The organism is Nocardia sp. NPDC052566 (assembly GCF_044547285.1).
Lineage (GTDB): Bacteria > Actinomycetota > Actinomycetes > Mycobacteriales > Mycobacteriaceae > Nocardia.
Genome location: NZ_JBIUAF010000004.1, coordinates 71,659 through 89,161, shown reverse-complemented (window position 1 = coordinate 89,161; position 17,503 = coordinate 71,659). Strand labels below are relative to the sequence as shown.

Sequence of the window (17,503 nt, the reverse complement as noted above, 5' to 3'; positions counted from 1 at the left end):
CAGCGACTGATCCACAGCCCCGGCCGGCCTCCCTCCCGGCCGGGGCTGTTCCGCCTCTCCGCGACTTGTGCCGGTCGTTGGCGGCGGGGTGGGTGCCGCGGCGGGACGGCGGCGTGTTGCCCGGTTGGGAATCCCGTGGTCGACCCGTGCGCCAGGTGATCAGACCCAGGTTTTCGCGCGGATGGTGTTGGCGAGGTCCACCAGCGCGTAGCGGTGTTTGCGGCCTGGGGCACTGCGTGCCAGGGCGCGCAGGCCCGCTTCGGTGCCGGTGCGGAGGTCGCGTTCGGTGAAGGGCTCGCCGAAGAGGGTGGCGTCCGGGCGTTTCGGGGTGTTGTCCGCCTGCAGCCAGGCCAGTGCGGCGCCGAGGACGAGGGTGCGCATCTGCGTCGCCCGGTGCTCACCGGCAGGCAGGCCTGCCACCCGGGACGCGGCGATATGCAGGGTGGATTCCTCCAGCTCGCCGACCGGCGCCGCGGTGAGCAGCAGCCATACGGCGGTCATCCGCGCCGTGGTGTAGTGGCGCGAGGTAGCGGGCACCTCGTCCAGCGCGTGCACCGCGTCGCCGACCCGGCCCGCCGCGGCGAGCTGCCTGGCCAGGCCGAAGGCGGCGCTGACGGCCGCGCGGTCGGTGCGCCACACGGTGTCGTAGAACCTCTCGGCGAAGCTGCGCCACTGTTCCGGATCGGCGGATTCCCAGTGCTGTAGTACGAGTTCCGCGGTCGCGGCGAGCGCCAGCTTGGGCGCGATCTCGCCGGGGAGCACGCGCAGCACCTCGTCGAAGCTGGCGTAGGCCTTCTCGTAATCCAATTCCAGCAGCCTGGCCTGGCCGTTGAACCAGTCGACCCGCCAATCGCGCTCGACCGGCATGCGCGAAAGCAGGTGCTGTACCGCGGCGGATTCGCCCATATCGAGCCGGATCCGCGCCTCGGCCAGTGTCAGCTCCAGATCCAGTGTCTCCGGGGCATTTTCCGGATCTGCCGCGGCGCGTTCGCGTGCCTCGCGCAGCGCGTCGAGCGCCTGTGCCGGTTCGGGAAGGACGGATGCGGCGAGCAGCGGCGCGGCGGGATCGGTCGGGTCGAGCAGCGGAACAGGCAGCGCGGCAACGACATCGCGCGCTGTCAGCAGTTTGCTGCGGGCGATGCCGTCGGCATAGGCATCGGTCTGGCTGAGCAGCTCCTCGGTGCCGAAGCTGGCCCGCATCGGGCTGAACACGGTGGACAGCTGGGGATGTTCGGCGCCGGTATCCATCGCCAGTATCTCCCGCAGCACGCCCGCCATCTGCGCGGACATCGCACGGGCCGAGGGGAATCGGCGCGCGGGATCGGGATCGGTGGCGCAGAGCAGCAGCCGGTGGAAGAACCCGTAGCGCTCGAGCAGCGGATGTTCGGCGGGGTCGGGAATGCCGTCGAGGTAGCGGCCCTGCTCCATCGGCATCCGCAGCGTCAGCACCGCGAGGGTGCGGCCGACGGTGTAGATGTCCGAGGCGACGGTCGGGCCGGTCTTGGCGATCTCGGGCGCCTGGAAACCCCTGGTGCCGTACAGGTTTCCGTACGATTCCACCGTCGCGACGGCGCCGAGATCGATCAGTTTCACCTGATCCTCGGTGACCATGATGTTGTCCGGCTTCAGGTCGTTGTAGGTCAGCCCGATGGAGTGCAGATAATCCAGCGCGGGCAGGATCTCCAGCACATAGGCGATGGCTTCCGCGACCGGCATCCGCTCCGGGCGCGGATAGGCGTCGAGCAGATCGCGCAGCGACTTGCCGCCGACGTATTCCATCACGATATAGCCGACGGCGGTGCCGTCCGTTCCGGTGTGCTCGACGAAGTTGTGGATCTTCACGATGCTGGAATGCGCTACCTCGGCGAGGAATTGGCGTTCGGCGACGGCCACCGCCTGCGCCTCCGCGTCGCCCGCGTGCAACAGGCCCTTGAGCACCACCCAGCGGTCGCTGACATTGCGGTCGATCGCGAGGTAGATCCAGCCGAGCCCGCCGTGCGCGATACAGCCCTGGATCTCGTACTGGCTGGACACGACATCGCCCTCGTGCAGCGACGGCCGGAAGTCGTAAGGCGCACTACAGGTTTCGCAGGTCCCCGCGGTCGTCGCCGGGCGCGTGGCCGTCGCGCGCCCGACCGGACTGCCGCAGCGCCAGCAGAATCGCTTGCCCTCGCTGACCACGGGATCGTCCAGCACCGCCGTGCGCGGATCGGTGGGCGGCACCGTCGGGATCTGCACCAGCCCGGCGCCGAGCCTGCGCACCGAGGGCCGCGAGCGCGCCGTGCGCACGCTGCGCCCCGAAGTGCGTACCGTCGCACCGGAATTCTCCGCGGCGTCGGTGCGCCAGCCGCCGCCGACGGTGAATCCGGCCGCCATGGTGCCCGCCGCGGCTTCGGCGGCCGTGGCGTCCTGCCTGGTGACCAGGGAGGTCTTCTCGATGACTTCCGCACCGTCGGGCTGGTCGGTCGACTTGCCCGCCGGCGGTGGCGGTTCACCGGATGTCTCGGAATGCTCCGTCCCGGAGGCGGATTCGGCGGATTCCTGGCTCGGCCGTTCAGACATCGAGCCGTCAGTCCTGATACGTGGGGGTCGGCGGACCGGAGGGTCCGAGCACGGGCTGTAACCACTGCCGGTAGAGGCGATTCCAGGTGCCGTCGGCCCGGATGCGCTCCAGCGTGCCGTTGACGAAGCGCACCAGATCGTCGTTGCCCTTGGGAATGCCGATGCCGTACGGCTCGGGGCTGATGCTGTCGCCGACCACCTCGGTGTACGGGTCCTGCGCGGCCATGCCCGCGAGGATCGAATCGTCGGTGCTCGCCGCGTCGACCTGCCGCTGCTGCAACACCACGAGGCAGTCGGCCCACGTGGTGACCGTGAGAATCGAAGCGGCGGGCTGATATCGGCGGATGTGGTCCAGCGAGGTGGTGCCGCGCACCACGCAGACCTTCTTGCCGGCGAGATCGGCGATGCCGCTGATACCGGAGTTCTTCACCACGAGCACCCGCTGGTTGGCGCGCAGGTACACCGTGGAGAAGGTGACCTTCTGCCGCCGTTCACAGGTGATGGTCATGGTTTTGGCGACGAGGTCGACCATGTGGTCCTGCAGCGCCTGCTCCCGGTCGCCCGAGCCGAGGTTGCGGAATTCGATCAGGTCGGGGTTGCCGACCAGGTCGCGGGTGATCTCGCGGGCGATATCGGCATCGAAGCCGACGATGGCGCCGCTGATCGGATCGCGGAAGCTGAAAAGGTTGCTGCCCGCGTCCAATCCGACGATCACCCGCCCGCGGGCGCGGATGGCGTCGACGGTCGGCCCGCCCGCGGACGAGGGGCGCAGGCTCGCTGTCGGATCGCCGCACTGCGCCTGGTTAGTCGACGGTAGCGGTGAATCCGTCACCAGCGGAACGGCTTTGGCGGGTAGTGGCGGTTCGGTGTACTTGGCGGTTCTGGTACCGATCGGCACGTTGTCGTCCGCGGCGGTGCAGCCGCCGAGCAGCGCGACCGCGGCGACGACGAGCGCGGCGTAACCGCGCGCTGCTCTCATCGGTACTCCCGTAGTCGAGGCCAGAGACCGATCCCGACGCTCACCGCGGCGAGTATGCCGAGCCCCATCGCGCCGGGCGCCAGGAAGTCCAAGATCCGCGCCGCCTGAGAGATATTGCCGCGCAGGTTGTTCCGTGTCGTGATGATGCCCTGGTCCAGCGCGTTGTCGAGCGCGTTCACCTGCGCGTCGGCGTCCGCGGCGCCGGGGCCGGTGGCCACCAGTGACGCGCCGACGAAGTCGCCCTTCGCGAGGGTGTCGTTCATCCGCTGGTGCGCTACCCGCCAACGGTTCAGTGCCGCACGGGCATTCGTGACGGCATCGGCGGCGGGCGCATCCTTGGGGTAGCCGCTGAGCAGCTCGTTCACCCGTGCGACGCTCGTCTCGTAGGTCCGGTCGTAATCGCCGGTGGCGTCGCGGCGGGCCAGCTTCAGTGTCTCCGCCGAGCGGGCCTGCTGGGTCAGGATGCGGCTCTCGGTCAGTCGGGAGGCGGGCACCGCGCCCTCGTCGCGGCCATCGATCATCGCCGCCGCCGAGATGGTGCCCGCGATCACCGTCCATGCCAACAGGATCAGCATCGCCGCCGAGGCGACGAGCAGCCCGGGATTGAGCACCCGCCGCCAGCGCCGCGCCAGCTCGAACTGCACCCAGGTCAGTGCGCCGAGGGCGAGGAGAAGCAGCGCGATCGCGGTCCACGGCGGCTGCACGTGGTGGCGCTGTGCCGCATCGACCGCCGCCGAGCGGTGGTTCTGCAGATCCTCGGCCATCGGCAGCAGCGTCGCCTGCATCTGGTTCGACGCTTCGCTCAGATAGGCGGCGCCGACCGGATGTCCGCTGCGGTTGTTCGCCCGCGCCGTCTCGATCAGGCCGGTGTAGACGGGCAGGCCGGTGGCGATCCCGGTGCGCAGCCGGACATCGGCGTTGCCGGGCCCGGTGCCGTGTCCGGGCTGGGTGACCAGTTCGGCGGCCGCCTCGCCCACCGCCTGGGCGTACCGGTCGCGCACGCCTTGGGGCTCGAGCCCGCCCGCGATGAACGCGGTGCTCGCCGCGGCATCGGCGATGGACAGCGAGGTGTAGAGGCGGTGCGCGGAGTTCGCGTCCGGTTCGGTGTCGTCGAGCAGGATGTCGAGCGCCTGCTGGCGGTCGCTGACCATCGCGGCGGTCACCGAGCCCGCGGCGAAGCAGACCCCGATCAGCACCAGCGCCATCACGATCAGCCTGCCCGGCGAGGACAGCGCGAACGCGCGCACATCGGCCAGGTCGAGACGCTCACGCGCGGTGGCTCGCAGACCACCGGGCTGCTCCCGGGTGGCCGGCGTCTGCTCGATGAGCGCCATGTCCACCCCTCCAGTCTGGGCCGATCGCCGGTGTTTCTCAGAGCCTAATGTCACAGCCGTGCGCAGACCGGCAATAGCCATCGGCACGGCTGAGGGGAGCCGCATATTGTGGGTCCTGGTGGCAGCGCTGGACGAAGGTGGACGACATGCGTGGTGACGGTGACGGCTGGTCGCGTGGTCCGGACGGGCTGCGGCACTGGGGCCGTTTCGGCGCCGCCGGACTCCTGTTGCGCGCACCGCTCACCGGCGGCGGATCGGCGGTGCTGCTCCAGCATCGGGCCCCGTGGAGTCATCAGGGCGGGACGTGGGCGCTGCCCGGCGGCGCGCGCGACAGCCATGAGACCCCGGTGCACGCCGCGGTGCGCGAGGCATGGGAGGAGGCGGGCATCCACCCCGCCGACGTGCACGTGCGCGGCGAACGGGTGACGTTGTCCGCGCTGAGCGGCTGGACCTACACGACCGTGATCGCCGACGCCGTGATGACGCTGCCCACCGTGCACAACGGTGAAAGTACGGAACTGGCCTGGGTTCCCGAGGACGAGGTCGACGCCCGCCCGCTGCATCCCGGCTTCGCCGCCTCCTGGCCCGCGCTGCGCGCCGTCCCCGCCCGCATCGATCTCGCCGACCTCGACGATTCGCGCGCGCTGGCCGCCGCACTCCCGCGCACGGTCGATCTCGCCGAGCAGGGTTTCGTCTGGCTGCACTCGGACCCCGACGGCCCGGGCGGCTACGCCCGCCTCGTCGAATCCGAACCGGCCGTTCAATCCGCGGCGCCGTCCCCCGTTGCCGTCGTCGCGCTCACCCGCGGGCAGATCCTCTCCTGACGCTCTCGACGATCAGCCGTTCGCGAGCACCGCGGCCTTGAGCTCGCGCGCCGCGGCCTCCGGATCGCGTGCCTCGGTGATCGCCCGCACCACGACGATGCGGTCGGCGCCCGCCGCGAGCACATCCGGCACCCGTTCGAGGTCGATGCCGCCGATGGCGAACCACGGCCGGGTGGGGTGCGCGTCGGAGGTCGAGCGGATCAGGTCGATGCCCGCCGCCTGGCGACCCGGCTTGGTCGGGGTGGTCCAGACCGGGCCCGTGCAGAAGTAATCGATGTGTTCGTCGATCGCGGCGAGCCCGGCCTGTGCGCGATTGTGGGTCGAGCGGCCGATCACCACATCGGGGCCGAGGATGCGCCGCGCGTACCAGGGCGGCAGATCGCCCTGCCCGAGATGGAGGACATCGGCGCCCGCGGCCAGCGCGAGATCGGCGCGGTCGTTCACCGCGAGCAGCGCGCCGTGCCTGCGTGCGGCGGCCTTCAGCTCCGCGAGCGCGCCGAGTTCCTGGCGCGCTTCCAGCGGTCCGAACTTGGCCTCGCCCGGCGATCCCTTGTCCCTGAGCTGGATGATGTCCACCCCGCCCGCGAGCGCCGCCTCGGCGAACTTGGCGAGATCGCCCTTCTCCCGTCTGGCGTCGGTACATAGGTATAGCCGCGCGGTGGCCAGGCGTTCTCTGGGTGATACGGGCCGGTAGGGGTGGGACGGTTGCACGTCTTGAACCGTAGCCGCGCTACCGTGGGGATGCGAATAGGAGACGCGATCCGCGGCGTGAACGCGCAGCGTAGGTGTCGTGAGGCAGGTGGAACGAATGCGGAGTCTGGCCGTCGTCGGTGGCGGCGTCATCGGGCTCGCCGTGGCGTGGCGGGCGGCCGAGGATGGCTGGTCGGTCACCCTGTTCGATCCGTCGGTCGGTTCCGGTGCGTCGTGGGTGGCCGGTGGGATGCTTGCGCCGCTGTCGGAGGGCTGGCCCGGTGAGGACGCCGTCCTCGCCTTCGGCGCCGCCTCGCTGGCCCGCTGGCCGGAGTTCGCGCGCCGGATCGAAGCGGGCACCGGCCGCTCGGTATTCGTCGCCGACGCGACGCTGACCGTCGCGCTCGACGCCGCCGATGTCGCGGATATGCGCACGGTGGCCGAGTGGCTGCGCGGGCGCGGCCACGACCTGCGGCTGCTCGACCGCGCGGGTGTCCGCGCACTGGAACCGACGCTGACCCGCACCGCGCGCACCGGTCTGCTCGCGCCGACCGAACCCGCCATCGACAACCGCGTACTGGTCGGGGCGCTGCGTCAGCTGGCCGAGGCGGCGGGCGTCCTGGTGCTCGCCGAATCCGTCGAGTCCCTCGATCTCTTGCCCCACGATCAGATCGTGCTCGCCGCGGGCGCGCACTCGGCGAGTCTGTGGCCGGACCTGCCGGTGCGGCCGGTGAAGGGCGAGATCCTGCGGCTGCGCAGGCGCCCGGGCGCGACGCCGGTGCCGGGCAGGGTTATTCGCGCCAGGGTGCACGGCCGCTCCGTCTACCTGGTACCGCGCGCAGACGGAATCGTCGTCGGCGCAACACAATACGAGGCGGGCTTCGATACCGCCGTCACGGTGGCCGGCGTGCGCGATCTGATCGCGGACGCCGAAGAGGTGCTGCCCGGCATCGGCGAGTACGAGTTGGCCGAGGCGGCGGCGGGTTCACGCCCGGGCAGCCCGGACAACCTGCCGCTGATCGGCCGCCTCTCCGACCGGGTGGTCTCGGCCACCGGCCACGGCCGCAACGGCATGCTCGCGGTGCCGCTCACCGTCGACGCGGTGCTGAGCCTGCTCGCGGGGGCCACGCTGCCCGACGCGGAAGCGGCCGACCCGCAACGTCTTTCATCCCAGCTGGCGGTGCGAGCGACGGGCCAGGAGGCGACAGCGCGGCGTAACCACGGAGGGCCCCGTGAGCGCCGCCAATCAAGTACAGGAGGAGTTCGATGACCGCAACATCCATTCCGATCGGTGTCACTGTCAACGGGCAGGATCACGAGTTCGCCGAATCGCTCACCGTGCGTGAGTTGTTGGAGCGGCTCGAGTTGCCGACCCAGGGTGTCGCCGTCGCCATCGATGGCGCGGTGTTCTCGAAGTCCCGGTGGGACGAGCCGGTCGGGCGCGGCTGGGAGATCGAGGTCCTGACGGCGGTCCAGGGTGGCTGAGGCACTGGCACCGCTGCGGATCGCGGACCGGGAGTTCGGCTCCCGGCTCATCATGGGCACCGGCGGCGCGGACAATCTGGCCGTGCTGGAGGAGGCGCTCGTCGTCTCCGGTACCGAGCTGACCACCGTCGCCATGCGCCGGGTCGACGCCGTCGGCGGCACGGGCGTGCTCGATCTGCTCAAACGGCTGGAGATCATGCCGCTGCCGAATACCGCGGGCTGTCGCACCGCGGCCGAGGCCGTGCTCACCGCGCAGCTGGCCCGCGAGGCACTCGGCACCGACTGGGTGAAGCTCGAGGTGATCGCCGACGAGCGCACCCTGCTGCCCGACCCGATCGAGTTGCTCACCGCCGCGGAACAATTGGTCGACGACGGCTTCGTCGTGCTGCCCTACACCACCGACGACCCGATCCTGGCCCGTCGTCTGGAGGACGCGGGCTGCGCCGCCGTCATGCCGCTCGGCGCACCGATCGGCACCGGACTCGGCATCGGCAACCCGCACAACATCGAGATGATCGTCGCGGCCGCCGGCGTGCCGGTCATCCTCGACGCCGGCATCGGCACCGCCAGCGATGCCGCGCTGGCCATGGAGCTCGGCTGCTCGGCGGTGCTGCTCGCGACCGCCGTCACCCGCGCGCAGCAGCCCGCGCTGATGGCCGCCGCCATGCGCGACGCGGTCACCGCGGGCCATCTCGCGCGGCACGCGGGCCGCATTCCGAAACGCTTCTGGGCACAGGCTTCGTCTCCGGCGCGCTGAGCAAGGGTTGCGTCCCTCGTGTCGGGGTTGTGGTCATACTCAGGGATGACGGAACAAGACACTTTGTATTGACGCGCGCGGCCGCGTTTTACGGAAAGCTGGTCATCATGATCGAGCTGAGGGGCCTGACCAAGCATTTTGGCCAGACCGTCGCGGTTCAGGATCTTTCCTTCACCGTTCAACCCGGACAGGTGACGGGGTTCCTCGGGCCGAACGGTGCTGGCAAATCGACCACCATGCGGATGATCCTCGGGTTGGACAAGCCGACCTCGGGCACCGCGCTCATCCAGGGCAAGCGCTACCACGAGCTGTCGCATCCGCTGCGCGTCGTCGGTTCGCTGCTCGACGCCAAATGGGTGCATCCGAATCGCTCGGCGCGCGCGCATCTGCAGTGGATGGCCGCCTCGAACAACATCCCCAAGGCGCGGGTGGAGGAGGTGCTGCGGCTGGTCGGCCTGTCCGAGGTGGCCGGTCGCGCCGCGGGCGGTTTCTCGCTCGGCATGTCCCAGCGGCTCGGCCTCGCGGGCGCGCTGCTCGGCGATCCGCCGGTGCTGCTGTTCGACGAGCCGGTCAACGGCCTCGACCCGGAGGGCATCCTGTGGATCCGCCGGTTCATGCAGCGCCTGGCCGCCGACGGCCGCACGGTACTGGTGTCGAGCCACCTGCTCTCCGAAATGGCATTGACCGCCGAACATCTGGTGGTGATCGGGCGTGGCCAGCTCATTTCCGACTCCACCACCCAGGAATTCATCGAACGCGCCTCGGAATCGACTGTGCGCGTGCGTAGTCCGCAGCTCGACCAGCTGCGCAGCCTGCTCACCTCGAACGGGATGACCGTGCGCGAGGACGGCTCGGGCCAGGACGGACCCGCGCTGGTGGCAACCAACGTGACCAGCGACGCGATCGGAAAGCTGGCCGCCGCCAACGAGATCACGCTGTTCGAGCTCTCCCCGCAGCGTGCCTCGCTGGAGGAGGCGTTCATGCGGATGACCGGTGGCGCGGTGCAGTACCACGGTGAAGGTCTCGATCAGGTGATGGGAGGTGCGCTCTGATGGGAGTGCTGACGGCCGAACGAATCAAGCTCACCTCGACCCGCTCGCCCTGGTGGTGCGCGGCGCTGACCATTGTCTTCGCGCTCGGTATCACGGCACTGTTCGCGCTGCTGCTGAACGTGTCGATGGACGCGTGGCAGAAGGATCCGACGCTGAGCCAGGAGCCGCCGCGGGCGGAGAACGTCCTGGCCGGGCTCGGCATCACCGGCGTCGCGCCGATCATCCCCGGCTTCGGCTACATCCTCATCATGATCCTGGCCGCGCTGTCGGTGACCAACGAATACCGCTTCGGCACCATCAAGGTCACCTTCTTCGCGACGCCGAACCGGTCGCTGGTGCTGCTCACCAAGGCGGGCATGATCGCGGTGGGCGCGGCGCTGCTCTCCGCGGTGCTGACCTTCCTGAGCTTCTTCATCCTCAAGGGGCTGACGACCAGTGAGGTCGGCCGGAACCTGAGCCTGAGCACCGGTGATCTGAAGATCTTCTACGCCATCCCGATCTTCGTCGCGCTGACGGTGTTCCTCGCCGTCGCCGTCGCGGCACTGCTGCGCCAATCGGCGGGCGCGCTGACGCTGCTGATCGTGTGGCCGGTGCTGATCGAGCCGATCATCGGGGCATTCGGCAAGTACGGCAAGAACATTCAGGTGTTCCTGCCCTTCCAGAACGCGGGGCGTTTCCTCGGCACCGTCGAGGATTCCAGCTACTGGCACTGGGGACCGATCGCCAGCCTGGTCTACTTCGCGGTCTTCATCGCCCTCGTGTTCGGTGTCGCGCTCTTCGTGGTGAACAAGCGCGACGCATAACTCAAAAGCGACCCGAGTTGCCCTCCCTCGCCACTCGGGTTCGGGGTGCACGGCCTTGTCGGGAGGTCCGTGCGCCCCATCCACCGCCAGCCACTGCCCGGCGGCGGTGTGGCCACCGGCCCGGTGTGATCCCCTTCACGCCGGGCCGGAAGTGCGCACGCCCGCATTCGCTCCGGCCGTTCAGGTAAACATCGCAACAACTGTGCGGCGGCGTCCTTCCGTCCGGAATCAACGCTGACTAGCCTGTGTTACAGCAACCAACGCGTTACCCATCGGCGGACCCAACGGCGTGCCCGCTCCGCCCGATGAGAGGTGCAAGGTGGCGATCATCAGTAACTCACCGGCCGCTGACGGGCTGGGCTACGCTCGTGGGCGTGAGCGAGGCGCAGACGGACCCAGCGCACTGGCGAACGATGGAGCCGAGCGTCAGCGAGATGAAGTCGTGAGTCAAACACCTTCCGGTGGTGCAGAGCCGGGGGCGGAGCCGGAAGTCGATGGCGGCGTGCCGCCCGAGCTTGTCATCCCACTTGTGCCCTCGGACGAGCCGGAATCCGGCCGCCGCCGCGGCGCGGGGTTTCGCGCACGGCCGTTCTCCGCTCTGGTGAACGCCGCCAATCAGCGCCCGGATCTGATCGGTGTGCTGCGCAAGGCGCGCGAGCAGCTGCCGGGTGATCCCTCGTTCGGCGACCCGCTGTCGGTGTCCGGGCCCGGTGGCGCCCGCGCGGTGGCGCGCGCGGCGGACAAGCTGGTCGGTGACACGCCGAGCGCGGCCCGCGAGATCGGATTCGGCGCGCTCCAGGTCTGGCAGGCCGCGCTGGAGCGAGTCGGACGCGGAAAAGGTAGCGAAGAAGTAACTGTCATGTTCACCGATTTGGTGGCCTTCTCCCGATGGTCGCTGTCCGCCGGTGACGAGGCGACCCTCGAACTGCTGCGCCGGGTGGCCAAGGCCATCGAGCCGCCGATCGCTGAACGCGGCGGCCAGGTGGTCAAGCGGATGGGCGACGGCGTGATGGCGGTGTTCCCCTCGGCCGATCGCGCGGTCCGCGCCGCGGTCGCGGCCAAGGCCAATCTGGCCGATGTCGACGTGCGCGGTTACCGCCCGCAGATGCGCATCGGACTGCATACCGGCTCACCGCGCGAGATCGGCGGCGATTGGCTCGGTGTCGACGTCACCATCGCGGCGCGGGTGATGGAGGCGGGTGGCAATGGCAACACCATGCTCTCCGAGGCCACGCTCCAATCGCTGAAACCAGAAACACTCGAGCAACTCGGCTACGCGGCCAAGCCCTACCGTCGCAGCTTCTTCGCGGCCCCGCTCAGCGGGGTGCCCGAAGACCTGCGCATCTTCCGCCTGTCGTCGAACTAGCGCGCCGAGCGCAGTCGAATGGCCTTGCGACACGCCGCAATCGAGGGCCATATGACTGCGCTCGACGGATTCCGGCTACCTCGGCGGCCGGGTAGCGGCACCGGCTAGCGCAGCCAGAGGATGGCGCCCGCGGCGGCGAGCACCGCGCAGGCGCCGAGGGAGATCGACAGCCAGCGCAGGGTCTTCCAGGTGCTGTAGGCGCCGCCGATCAGGAAACCGGCGAGGGCGAGCAGCAGGATCGGGGCGGCACTGGACGACATTCCGCCTATTCTGCCGTGCCTTGCGCCTGGTCCGGCAGGCCGGTGCGGTGCGCGGCGCCTGCCCACTGCCGGACCGCCGCGGGGTCGACAGAGCCTTGCCACCCACCGGTGCGCACCGCGCTGCCGGTATGGAAGGCGCGCACTCCGGCATCGCGCAGCGGGGGGATGTGGGCCAGGCGCAGGCCGCCGCCGACGAGTAGCGACACCGGCGCAGCCGTGCGCGCGCTGATTTCCCGCGCGGGTGCGGACAGGCGGGCGTTTGCCGGAAGGTGTGTGGCCGCATGGAAGGGCTCCCAGGCCGCCGCGCGGATCAGCAGATCCCACCCCGCGTCGATGCCGTCCGCACTGCCTGCGGAAAGGATTGTGTCGCAGCCGAGTTCGGCCGCATCCGACCAGGCCCGCGCGATATCGCCCGCATTGTCGACGGCGCGGTGGCAGGTCCACCGGCACCCGTCCAATTCGGTGAGCAGTGCCTTGCACGCGCCGCTGTCGAGGGTGCCGTCCGCGGTGAGGAACCCGAGCACGAACTCGCTCGCGCCCGCCTCGCGCAGCGCGACGGCGTCGCGGCGCAGCCGGTCGAGGTCGGCGGGCGCGAACCCGGCCTGGTCGCGCAGCATCACCCGCACCGGAATGTCGACGGCGGCGAGCACGCTGCGCAGGGTGGCCACCGAGGGGGTCAGGCCGTCCGCCGCGATATCGGCGACCAGTTCCAGCCGATCCGCCCCGCCGGCCTGCGCGGCCACGGCATCCTTGGTATCGAGCGCGATGATCTCCAGCAACTGCCCCACGGCGATAACCCTAGTGGCCGCGTCCAGGCCAGCTGAGAGCAATTAACAAGCACGCGTGCTTGCTTTTTTCGAGATCGAGTGTGATGCTGAACCCCGAACGTGGACCCGCTGTGCAAAGCACGGCCAAGGAGGCATCCCCGCTGATGAAAGCGCTATCCGCCGATCCGGAAGTGATCCGCATCGGCAACTGTTCCGGCTTCTACGGTGATCGGCTCAGCGCGATGCGCGAGATGCTCGAGGGTGGGCAACTCGACGTGCTCACCGGCGACTATCTCGCCGAGCTGACCATGCTGATCCTCGGGCGCGACCGGATGAAGGACCCGAGCCTCGGCTACGCGAAGACCTTCGTCCGGCAGATCGAGGAGTGCCTCGCACTGGCGCTGGAGCGCAACGTGCAGATCGTCGCCAACGCGGGCGGTCTCAATCCGGCCGGGCTGGCCGAGCGGCTGCGCAAGGTGGCGGCCGACCTCGGGCTCGAGGCCAAGATCGCGCACGTCGAGGGCGACGATCTGCTCGGCCGCGCGAGCGAACTCGGGCTCGGCGCACCACTGACCGCGAATGCCTACCTCGGTGCGTGGGGCATTGTCGAATGCCTGAACGCTGGCGCGGATATCGTTGTCACCGGCCGGATCACCGACGCCTCGGTGGTCGTCGGCCCGGCCGCGGCCCATTTCGGCTGGGGCCGAACCGATTACGACCGGCTGGCGGGCGCGGTGGTGGCGGGCCACGTGATCGAATGCAGCACCCAGGCCACCGGCGGCAACTTCGCCTTCTTCACCGAGCTGGCCGATCTGGGCAGGCCGGGCTTTCCGATCGCCGAAATCCGCAGGGACGGCAGCAGCGTCATCACCAAGCACGCGGGCACCGGCGGCGCGGTCACCGTCGACACGGTCGAAGCGCAGCTGATGTACGAGATCCAGGGCGCGCGCTACGCCGGACCGGATGTCACCTCGCGGCTGGACAGCATCGAGCTCGAACAAGCAGGTCCGGACCGCGTGCTGATCAGCGGGGTGACCGGCGAGGCGCCACCGCCGCGGTTGAAGGTGTCGCTGAATACCCTCGGCGGGTTCCGCAACGAGATGGAGTTCGTGCTCACCGGCCTCGATATCGAGGCGAAAGCCGCGCTCGCGCAACGACAACTGGAGGCCTGGCTGCCCGCGCGGCCCGCCGAGCTGAGCTGGACGCTCGCGCGGCTCGACCGGCCGGACGCCGACACCGAGGAGCGGGCCAGCGCGCTGCTGCGCTGCGTGGTGCGCGATCAGGACCCGAACAAGGTCGGGCGCGCGTTCGCCAACGTGGCGGTGGAACTGGCGCTGGCCAGCTATCCGGGCTGCACCTTCACCACCCTGCCCGGCAACGGCGGTCCGTACGGCGTGTACACGCCGGGATACGTCGATGCCGCCGAGGTGCCGCACGTCGCGGTGCTGCCGGGCGGTGACCGGATCGACATCGCACCGGCCTCGGAAACCGTTGAACTGGACGAGGTTCCGGAGCCAGCGCTGCCGGAACCGTTGCCCGCAAGCGAGACCCGACGCGCACCACTCGGCGCCATCGCGCTGGCTCGCAGCGGCGACAAGGGCGGCAATGCCAATATCGGCGTCTGGGTGCGCACCGACGACCAATGGCGCTGGCTCGCACACACACTGACCGTGGCGCGGCTCAAAGAACTGCTGCCCGAGACCGCCGCCTGCACCGTCACCAGGCATGTACTGCCGAATCTGCGCGCCGTCAACTTCATCGTCGAAGGCCTGCTCGGCCAGGGCGTGGCCTATCAAGCCCGTTTCGATCCGCAGGCCAAGGGACTCGGCGAATGGCTGCGTTCCCGACACCTCGATATTCCGCTGGAGCTGCTTTCATGACCAAACCGTGGGAAACCCCCGAGCGGCGCGCATTGCGCGCCACCGTACGAGGTTTCGTCGAACGCGAGGTGCTGCCCTACCTGGACGGCTGGGAGCGGGCCGGTGAGATCCCGCGCGAGCTGCACAAGAAGGCGGGCGCGCTCGGACTGCTCGGCGCCCAATTCTCGGAATCCGTCGGCGGATCCGGCGGCGACGGTATCGACGCCATGATCGTCTGCGAGGAATTCCATCAGGCCGGCGCCTCCGGCGGCCTGTTCGCCTCGCTGTTCACCTGCGGTATCTCGGTGCCGCACATCATCGCCGCCGGCAATGCCGCGCAGATCGAGCGCTGGGTGCGGCCGACGCTGGCCGGCGAGAAGATCGGCTCGCTGGCCATCACCGAGCCCGGCGGTGGCTCGGATGTCGGGCATCTGCGCACCACCGCCCGCCGCGACGGCGACCACTACATCGTCAACGGCGCCAAGACCTACATCACCTCCGGCGTGCGCGCGGACTACGTGGTCACCGCGGTGCGCACCGGCGGCGAGAGCTCCGGCGGCATCTCGCTGCTGATCATCGACAAGGACACACCGGGTTTCACGGTCAGCCGCAAGCTGGAGAAGATGGGCTGGCTGGCCTCCGACACCGCCGAGCTGTCTTACGTCGACGTCCGCGTGCCGGTGGAAAACCTGGTGGGCCAGGAGAATTCGGGCTTCTATCAGATAGCTGGCGCCTTCGTCAGCGAGCGGGTCGGGCTTGCGGTGCAGGCGTATTCGAGCGCACAGCGCTGCCTGGAGCTCACACTGCGCTGGGTGCGCGACCGGGAGACCTTCGGCCGCACGCTGATCAGCAGGCAGGCCGTGCAGAACACGATCACCGAAATGCACCGGCGCATCGACGTGGCCCGCGTCTACACCCGCGCCATCGCCGAGCGTGCCGCCGAGGGAGAAACCGATCTGATCGCCGAGGTGTGCTTCGCCAAGAACACCGCCGTCGAGGCGGGTGAGTGGGTGGCCAATCAGGCCGTCCAGCTGTTCGGCGGCCTCGGCTACATGCGGGAATCCGAAATCGAGCGCCAGTACCGGGATATGCGCATCCTCGGCATCGGCGGTGGCACCACCGAGATACTCACCGGCCTGGCCGCGAAGCGATTGGGGTACCAGTCATGACAGCGCTGCGCACGACAGTGGATACCGAAAGCCCGGAATACCGGTCGGCCGCCGAGGCGATGACCGCCAAGCTGACCGAGATCGATGCCGAATTCGCCAAGGTGATCGCGGGCGGCGGCCCGGACAAGCTGGCGCGGCATCGCAAGCGCGGCAAGCTGACCGCGCGCGAGCGCATCGAACTGCTCATCGACGAGGATTCGCCGTTCCTGGAGCTGGCGCCACTCGCGGCCTGGGGCAGCGACTTTCACGTCGGCGCCAGCGTCATCGCCGGTATCGGCATCGTCGAGGGCGTCGAATGCATGATCGTCGCACCGGATCCCACGGTGCGCGGCGGCACCTCGAATCCGTGGACGCTACGCAAGAACCTGCGGATGAACGATATCGCCATGGAGAACCGGCTGCCGGTGATCGGCCTGGTCGAATCCGGCGGCGCGGATCTGCCGACGCAGAAGGAGGTCTTCGTCCCCGGCGGCCGGATGTTCCGTGACCTGACCCGGCTTTCGGCCGCGGGCATCCCGACCATCGCGCTGGTCTTCGGTAACTCCACCGCGGGCGGCGCCTACATCCCCGGCATGTCCGACTACACGGTGATGATCAAGGAGCGCTCCAAGGTGTTCCTCGGCGGCCCGCCGCTGGTGAAGATGGCCACCGGCGAGGAGTCCGACGACGAATCGCTCGGCGGCGCCGATATGCACGCCAGGGTCTCCGGTCTGGCGGATTACCTCGCGGTCGACGAGCAGGACGCGATCCGGCTCGGCCGCTCGATCGTCAAGCGGCTCAACTGGGCCAAGCGGGGGCCGCTGCCGCGCGCCGAGGTGCGCGAGCCGCTGTTCGATCCGGAGGATCTGCTCGGCATCGTCCCGCCGGACCTGAAGATCCCGTTCGATCCGCGCGAGGTGATCGCCCGTGTCGTCGACGGCTCCGATTTCGACGAGTTCAAGCCGCTCTACGGCAGCAGCCTGGTGACGGGATGGGCCGAGCTGCACGGCTATCCGGTCGGGATACTCGCCAACGCGCGCGGCGTGCTGTTTTCCGAGGAGTCGCAGAAGGCCACCCAGTTCATCCAGCTGGCCAACCAGAAGAACACGCCACTGCTGTTCCTGCACAACACCACCGGCTACATGGTCGGCAAGGAGTTCGAGCAGAAGGGCATCATCAAGCACGGCGCGCAGATGATCAACGCGGTGTCCAATTCCAAGGTGCCGCATATTTCGGTGCTGATGGGCGCGTCCTACGGCGCCGGGCACTACGGCATGTGCGGACGTGCCTACGATCCGCGCTTCGTCTTCGCTTGGCCCAGTGCGAAATCCGCCGTCATGGGCGGTGCGCAGCTGGCCGGTGTCATCTCGATCGTCGGCCGGGCCGCCGCCGAGTCGAAGGGGATGCCGTTCGACGAGGAGGCCGACGCCGGGATGCGCGCCATGATCGAGGCGCAGATCGAGGCCGAATCGCTGCCGATGTTCATGTCGGGGCGGCTCTACGACGACGGCGTGATCGACCCGCGCGATACCCGCACGGTGTTGGGAATGGCGCTGTCCGCCATCCACAATGCCCCGATCAAGGGCGCCGATGGCTTCGGCGTCTTCCGGATGTGAG

16 protein-coding genes are annotated in these 17,503 nt (G+C 69.4%); 10 read left to right on the top strand and 6 right to left on the bottom strand.

Annotated features, from left to right (window positions below; all coding sequences use genetic code 11):
- Positions 1 to 159: 159 nt before the first annotated feature.
- From ACIG5A_RS20085 to ACIG5A_RS20075, 3 genes are read right to left on the bottom strand one after another with little or no spacing between them, the layout of a single operon-like run.
- On the bottom strand, positions 160 to 2,562 hold the full coding sequence (locus tag ACIG5A_RS20085) for a tetratricopeptide repeat protein (protein ID WP_397242058.1): 2,403 nt from the start codon (positions 2,560 to 2,562) through the stop codon (positions 160 to 162).
- Positions 2,563 to 2,569: 7 nt separating this feature from the next.
- Complete coding sequence (locus tag ACIG5A_RS20080) at positions 2,570 to 3,541, bottom strand: glutamate ABC transporter substrate-binding protein (protein WP_397242056.1); 972 nt, start codon at positions 3,539 to 3,541, stop codon at positions 2,570 to 2,572.
- Entirely contained in the window at positions 3,538 to 4,875 is a 1,338-nt protein-coding gene (locus ACIG5A_RS20075; protein ID WP_397242054.1) for a hypothetical protein, read from the bottom strand. The genes ACIG5A_RS20080 and ACIG5A_RS20075 overlap by 4 nt, the downstream gene beginning before the upstream one ends.
- Before the next feature lie 146 nt (positions 4,876 to 5,021).
- Here ACIG5A_RS20075 and ACIG5A_RS20070 point away from each other — a divergent pair, with 146 nt between their 5' ends.
- Positions 5,022 to 5,699 carry an NUDIX hydrolase gene (locus tag ACIG5A_RS20070; RefSeq protein ID WP_397242052.1) on the top strand — a complete coding sequence of 226 codons (678 nt, stop codon included), beginning with the start codon at positions 5,022 to 5,024 and terminating at the stop codon, positions 5,697 to 5,699.
- A 12-nt stretch (positions 5,700 to 5,711) separates the two neighbouring features.
- On the opposite strand, the gene thiE is transcribed toward ACIG5A_RS20070, so the two are convergent.
- Positions 5,712 to 6,410 carry a thiamine phosphate synthase gene (gene thiE / locus ACIG5A_RS20065; RefSeq protein WP_397242051.1) on the bottom strand — a complete coding sequence of 233 codons (699 nt, stop codon included), beginning with the start codon at positions 6,408 to 6,410 and terminating at the stop codon, positions 5,712 to 5,714.
- Between the two features lie 97 nt (positions 6,411 to 6,507).
- Here thiE and thiO point away from each other — a divergent pair, with 97 nt between their 5' ends.
- The 6 genes from thiO (at position 6,508) to ACIG5A_RS20035 (ending at position 11,852) form a co-directional block, all read left to right on the top strand.
- Positions 6,508 to 7,659 (top strand): glycine oxidase ThiO, encoded by a 1,152-nt coding sequence (gene thiO, locus ACIG5A_RS20060; protein WP_397242049.1) that lies wholly within the window; start codon positions 6,508 to 6,510, stop codon positions 7,657 to 7,659.
- Positions 7,656 to 7,874, top strand: a complete 219-nt coding sequence (thiS, locus tag ACIG5A_RS20055; RefSeq protein WP_397242047.1) for a sulfur carrier protein ThiS — start codon at positions 7,656 to 7,658, stop codon at positions 7,872 to 7,874. The genes thiO and thiS overlap by 4 nt, the downstream gene beginning before the upstream one ends.
- Positions 7,867 to 8,631, top strand: a complete 765-nt coding sequence (locus ACIG5A_RS20050; protein ID WP_397242045.1) for a thiazole synthase — start codon at positions 7,867 to 7,869, stop codon at positions 8,629 to 8,631. Before thiS ends, ACIG5A_RS20050 begins: the two co-directional genes overlap by 8 nt.
- A gap of 107 nt (positions 8,632 to 8,738) precedes the next feature.
- Entirely contained in the window at positions 8,739 to 9,683 is a 945-nt protein-coding gene (locus ACIG5A_RS20045; RefSeq protein WP_397242044.1) for an ABC transporter ATP-binding protein, read from the top strand.
- Positions 9,683 to 10,486, top strand: coding sequence for an ABC transporter permease (locus ACIG5A_RS20040; RefSeq protein ID WP_397242043.1), 804 nt, complete (start codon positions 9,683 to 9,685; stop codon positions 10,484 to 10,486). Before ACIG5A_RS20045 ends, ACIG5A_RS20040 begins: the two co-directional genes overlap by 1 nt.
- A 271-nt stretch (positions 10,487 to 10,757) precedes the next feature.
- Complete coding sequence (locus ACIG5A_RS20035; protein WP_397243912.1) at positions 10,758 to 11,852, top strand: adenylate/guanylate cyclase domain-containing protein; 1,095 nt, start codon at positions 10,758 to 10,760, stop codon at positions 11,850 to 11,852.
- A 104-nt stretch (positions 11,853 to 11,956) separates the two neighbouring features.
- Here the strand turns inward: ACIG5A_RS20035 and ACIG5A_RS20030 are convergent, their stop codons facing one another.
- Positions 11,957 to 12,112: a hypothetical protein gene (locus ACIG5A_RS20030; RefSeq protein ID WP_397242041.1), complete on the bottom strand. Its 156-nt coding sequence runs from the start codon at positions 12,110 to 12,112 to the stop codon at positions 11,957 to 11,959.
- Between the two features lie 5 nt (positions 12,113 to 12,117).
- Positions 12,118 to 12,900 carry a copper homeostasis protein CutC gene (locus ACIG5A_RS20025; RefSeq protein WP_397242039.1) on the bottom strand — a complete coding sequence of 261 codons (783 nt, stop codon included), beginning with the start codon at positions 12,898 to 12,900 and terminating at the stop codon, positions 12,118 to 12,120.
- Positions 12,901 to 13,043: 143 nt separating this feature from the next.
- On the opposite strand from ACIG5A_RS20025, the gene ACIG5A_RS20020 reads away from it, so the two are divergent.
- Genes ACIG5A_RS20020 through ACIG5A_RS20010 form a run of 3 tightly spaced genes read left to right on the top strand, consistent with a single transcriptional unit; the run spans position 13,044 to position 17,502 of the window.
- Positions 13,044 to 14,759, top strand: coding sequence for an acyclic terpene utilization AtuA family protein (locus ACIG5A_RS20020; RefSeq protein ID WP_397242037.1), 1,716 nt, complete (start codon positions 13,044 to 13,046; stop codon positions 14,757 to 14,759).
- Entirely contained in the window at positions 14,756 to 15,907 is a 1,152-nt protein-coding gene (locus tag ACIG5A_RS20015; protein ID WP_397242035.1) for an acyl-CoA dehydrogenase family protein, read from the top strand. The genes ACIG5A_RS20020 and ACIG5A_RS20015 overlap by 4 nt, the downstream gene beginning before the upstream one ends.
- The gene (locus ACIG5A_RS20010) at positions 15,904 to 17,502 is read left to right on the top strand and encodes an acyl-CoA carboxylase subunit beta (RefSeq protein ID WP_397242033.1); all 1,599 of its coding nucleotides are present in this window, start codon (positions 15,904 to 15,906) and stop codon (positions 17,500 to 17,502) included. Before ACIG5A_RS20015 ends, ACIG5A_RS20010 begins: the two co-directional genes overlap by 4 nt.
- The last annotated feature ends 1 nt before the right edge of the window (position 17,503 follow it).

Bases quoted from the DNA above. Each gene is read 5' to 3' on its own strand.
- ACIG5A_RS20085 (WP_397242058.1), bottom strand. From the start codon at position 2,562: ATGTCTGAACGGCCGAGCCAGGAATCCGCCGAATCCGCCTCCGGGACG.
- ACIG5A_RS20080 (WP_397242056.1), bottom strand. From the start codon at position 3,541: ATGAGAGCAGCGCGCGGTTACGCCGCGCTCGTCGTCGCCGCGGTCGCG.
- ACIG5A_RS20075 (WP_397242054.1), bottom strand. From the start codon at position 4,875: ATGGCGCTCATCGAGCAGACGCCGGCCACCCGGGAGCAGCCCGGTGGT.
- ACIG5A_RS20070 (WP_397242052.1), top strand. From the start codon at position 5,022: ATGCGTGGTGACGGTGACGGCTGGTCGCGTGGTCCGGACGGGCTGCGG.
- thiO (WP_397242049.1), top strand. From the start codon at position 6,508: ATGCGGAGTCTGGCCGTCGTCGGTGGCGGCGTCATCGGGCTCGCCGTG.
- thiS (WP_397242047.1), top strand. From the start codon at position 7,656: ATGACCGCAACATCCATTCCGATCGGTGTCACTGTCAACGGGCAGGAT.
- ACIG5A_RS20045 (WP_397242044.1), top strand. From the start codon at position 8,739: ATGATCGAGCTGAGGGGCCTGACCAAGCATTTTGGCCAGACCGTCGCG.
- ACIG5A_RS20040 (WP_397242043.1), top strand. From the start codon at position 9,683: ATGGGAGTGCTGACGGCCGAACGAATCAAGCTCACCTCGACCCGCTCG.
- ACIG5A_RS20030 (WP_397242041.1), bottom strand. From the start codon at position 12,112: ATGTCGTCCAGTGCCGCCCCGATCCTGCTGCTCGCCCTCGCCGGTTTC.
- ACIG5A_RS20020 (WP_397242037.1), top strand. From the start codon at position 13,044: ATGAAAGCGCTATCCGCCGATCCGGAAGTGATCCGCATCGGCAACTGT.
- ACIG5A_RS20015 (WP_397242035.1), top strand. From the start codon at position 14,756: ATGACCAAACCGTGGGAAACCCCCGAGCGGCGCGCATTGCGCGCCACC.
- ACIG5A_RS20010 (WP_397242033.1), top strand. From the start codon at position 15,904: ATGACAGCGCTGCGCACGACAGTGGATACCGAAAGCCCGGAATACCGG.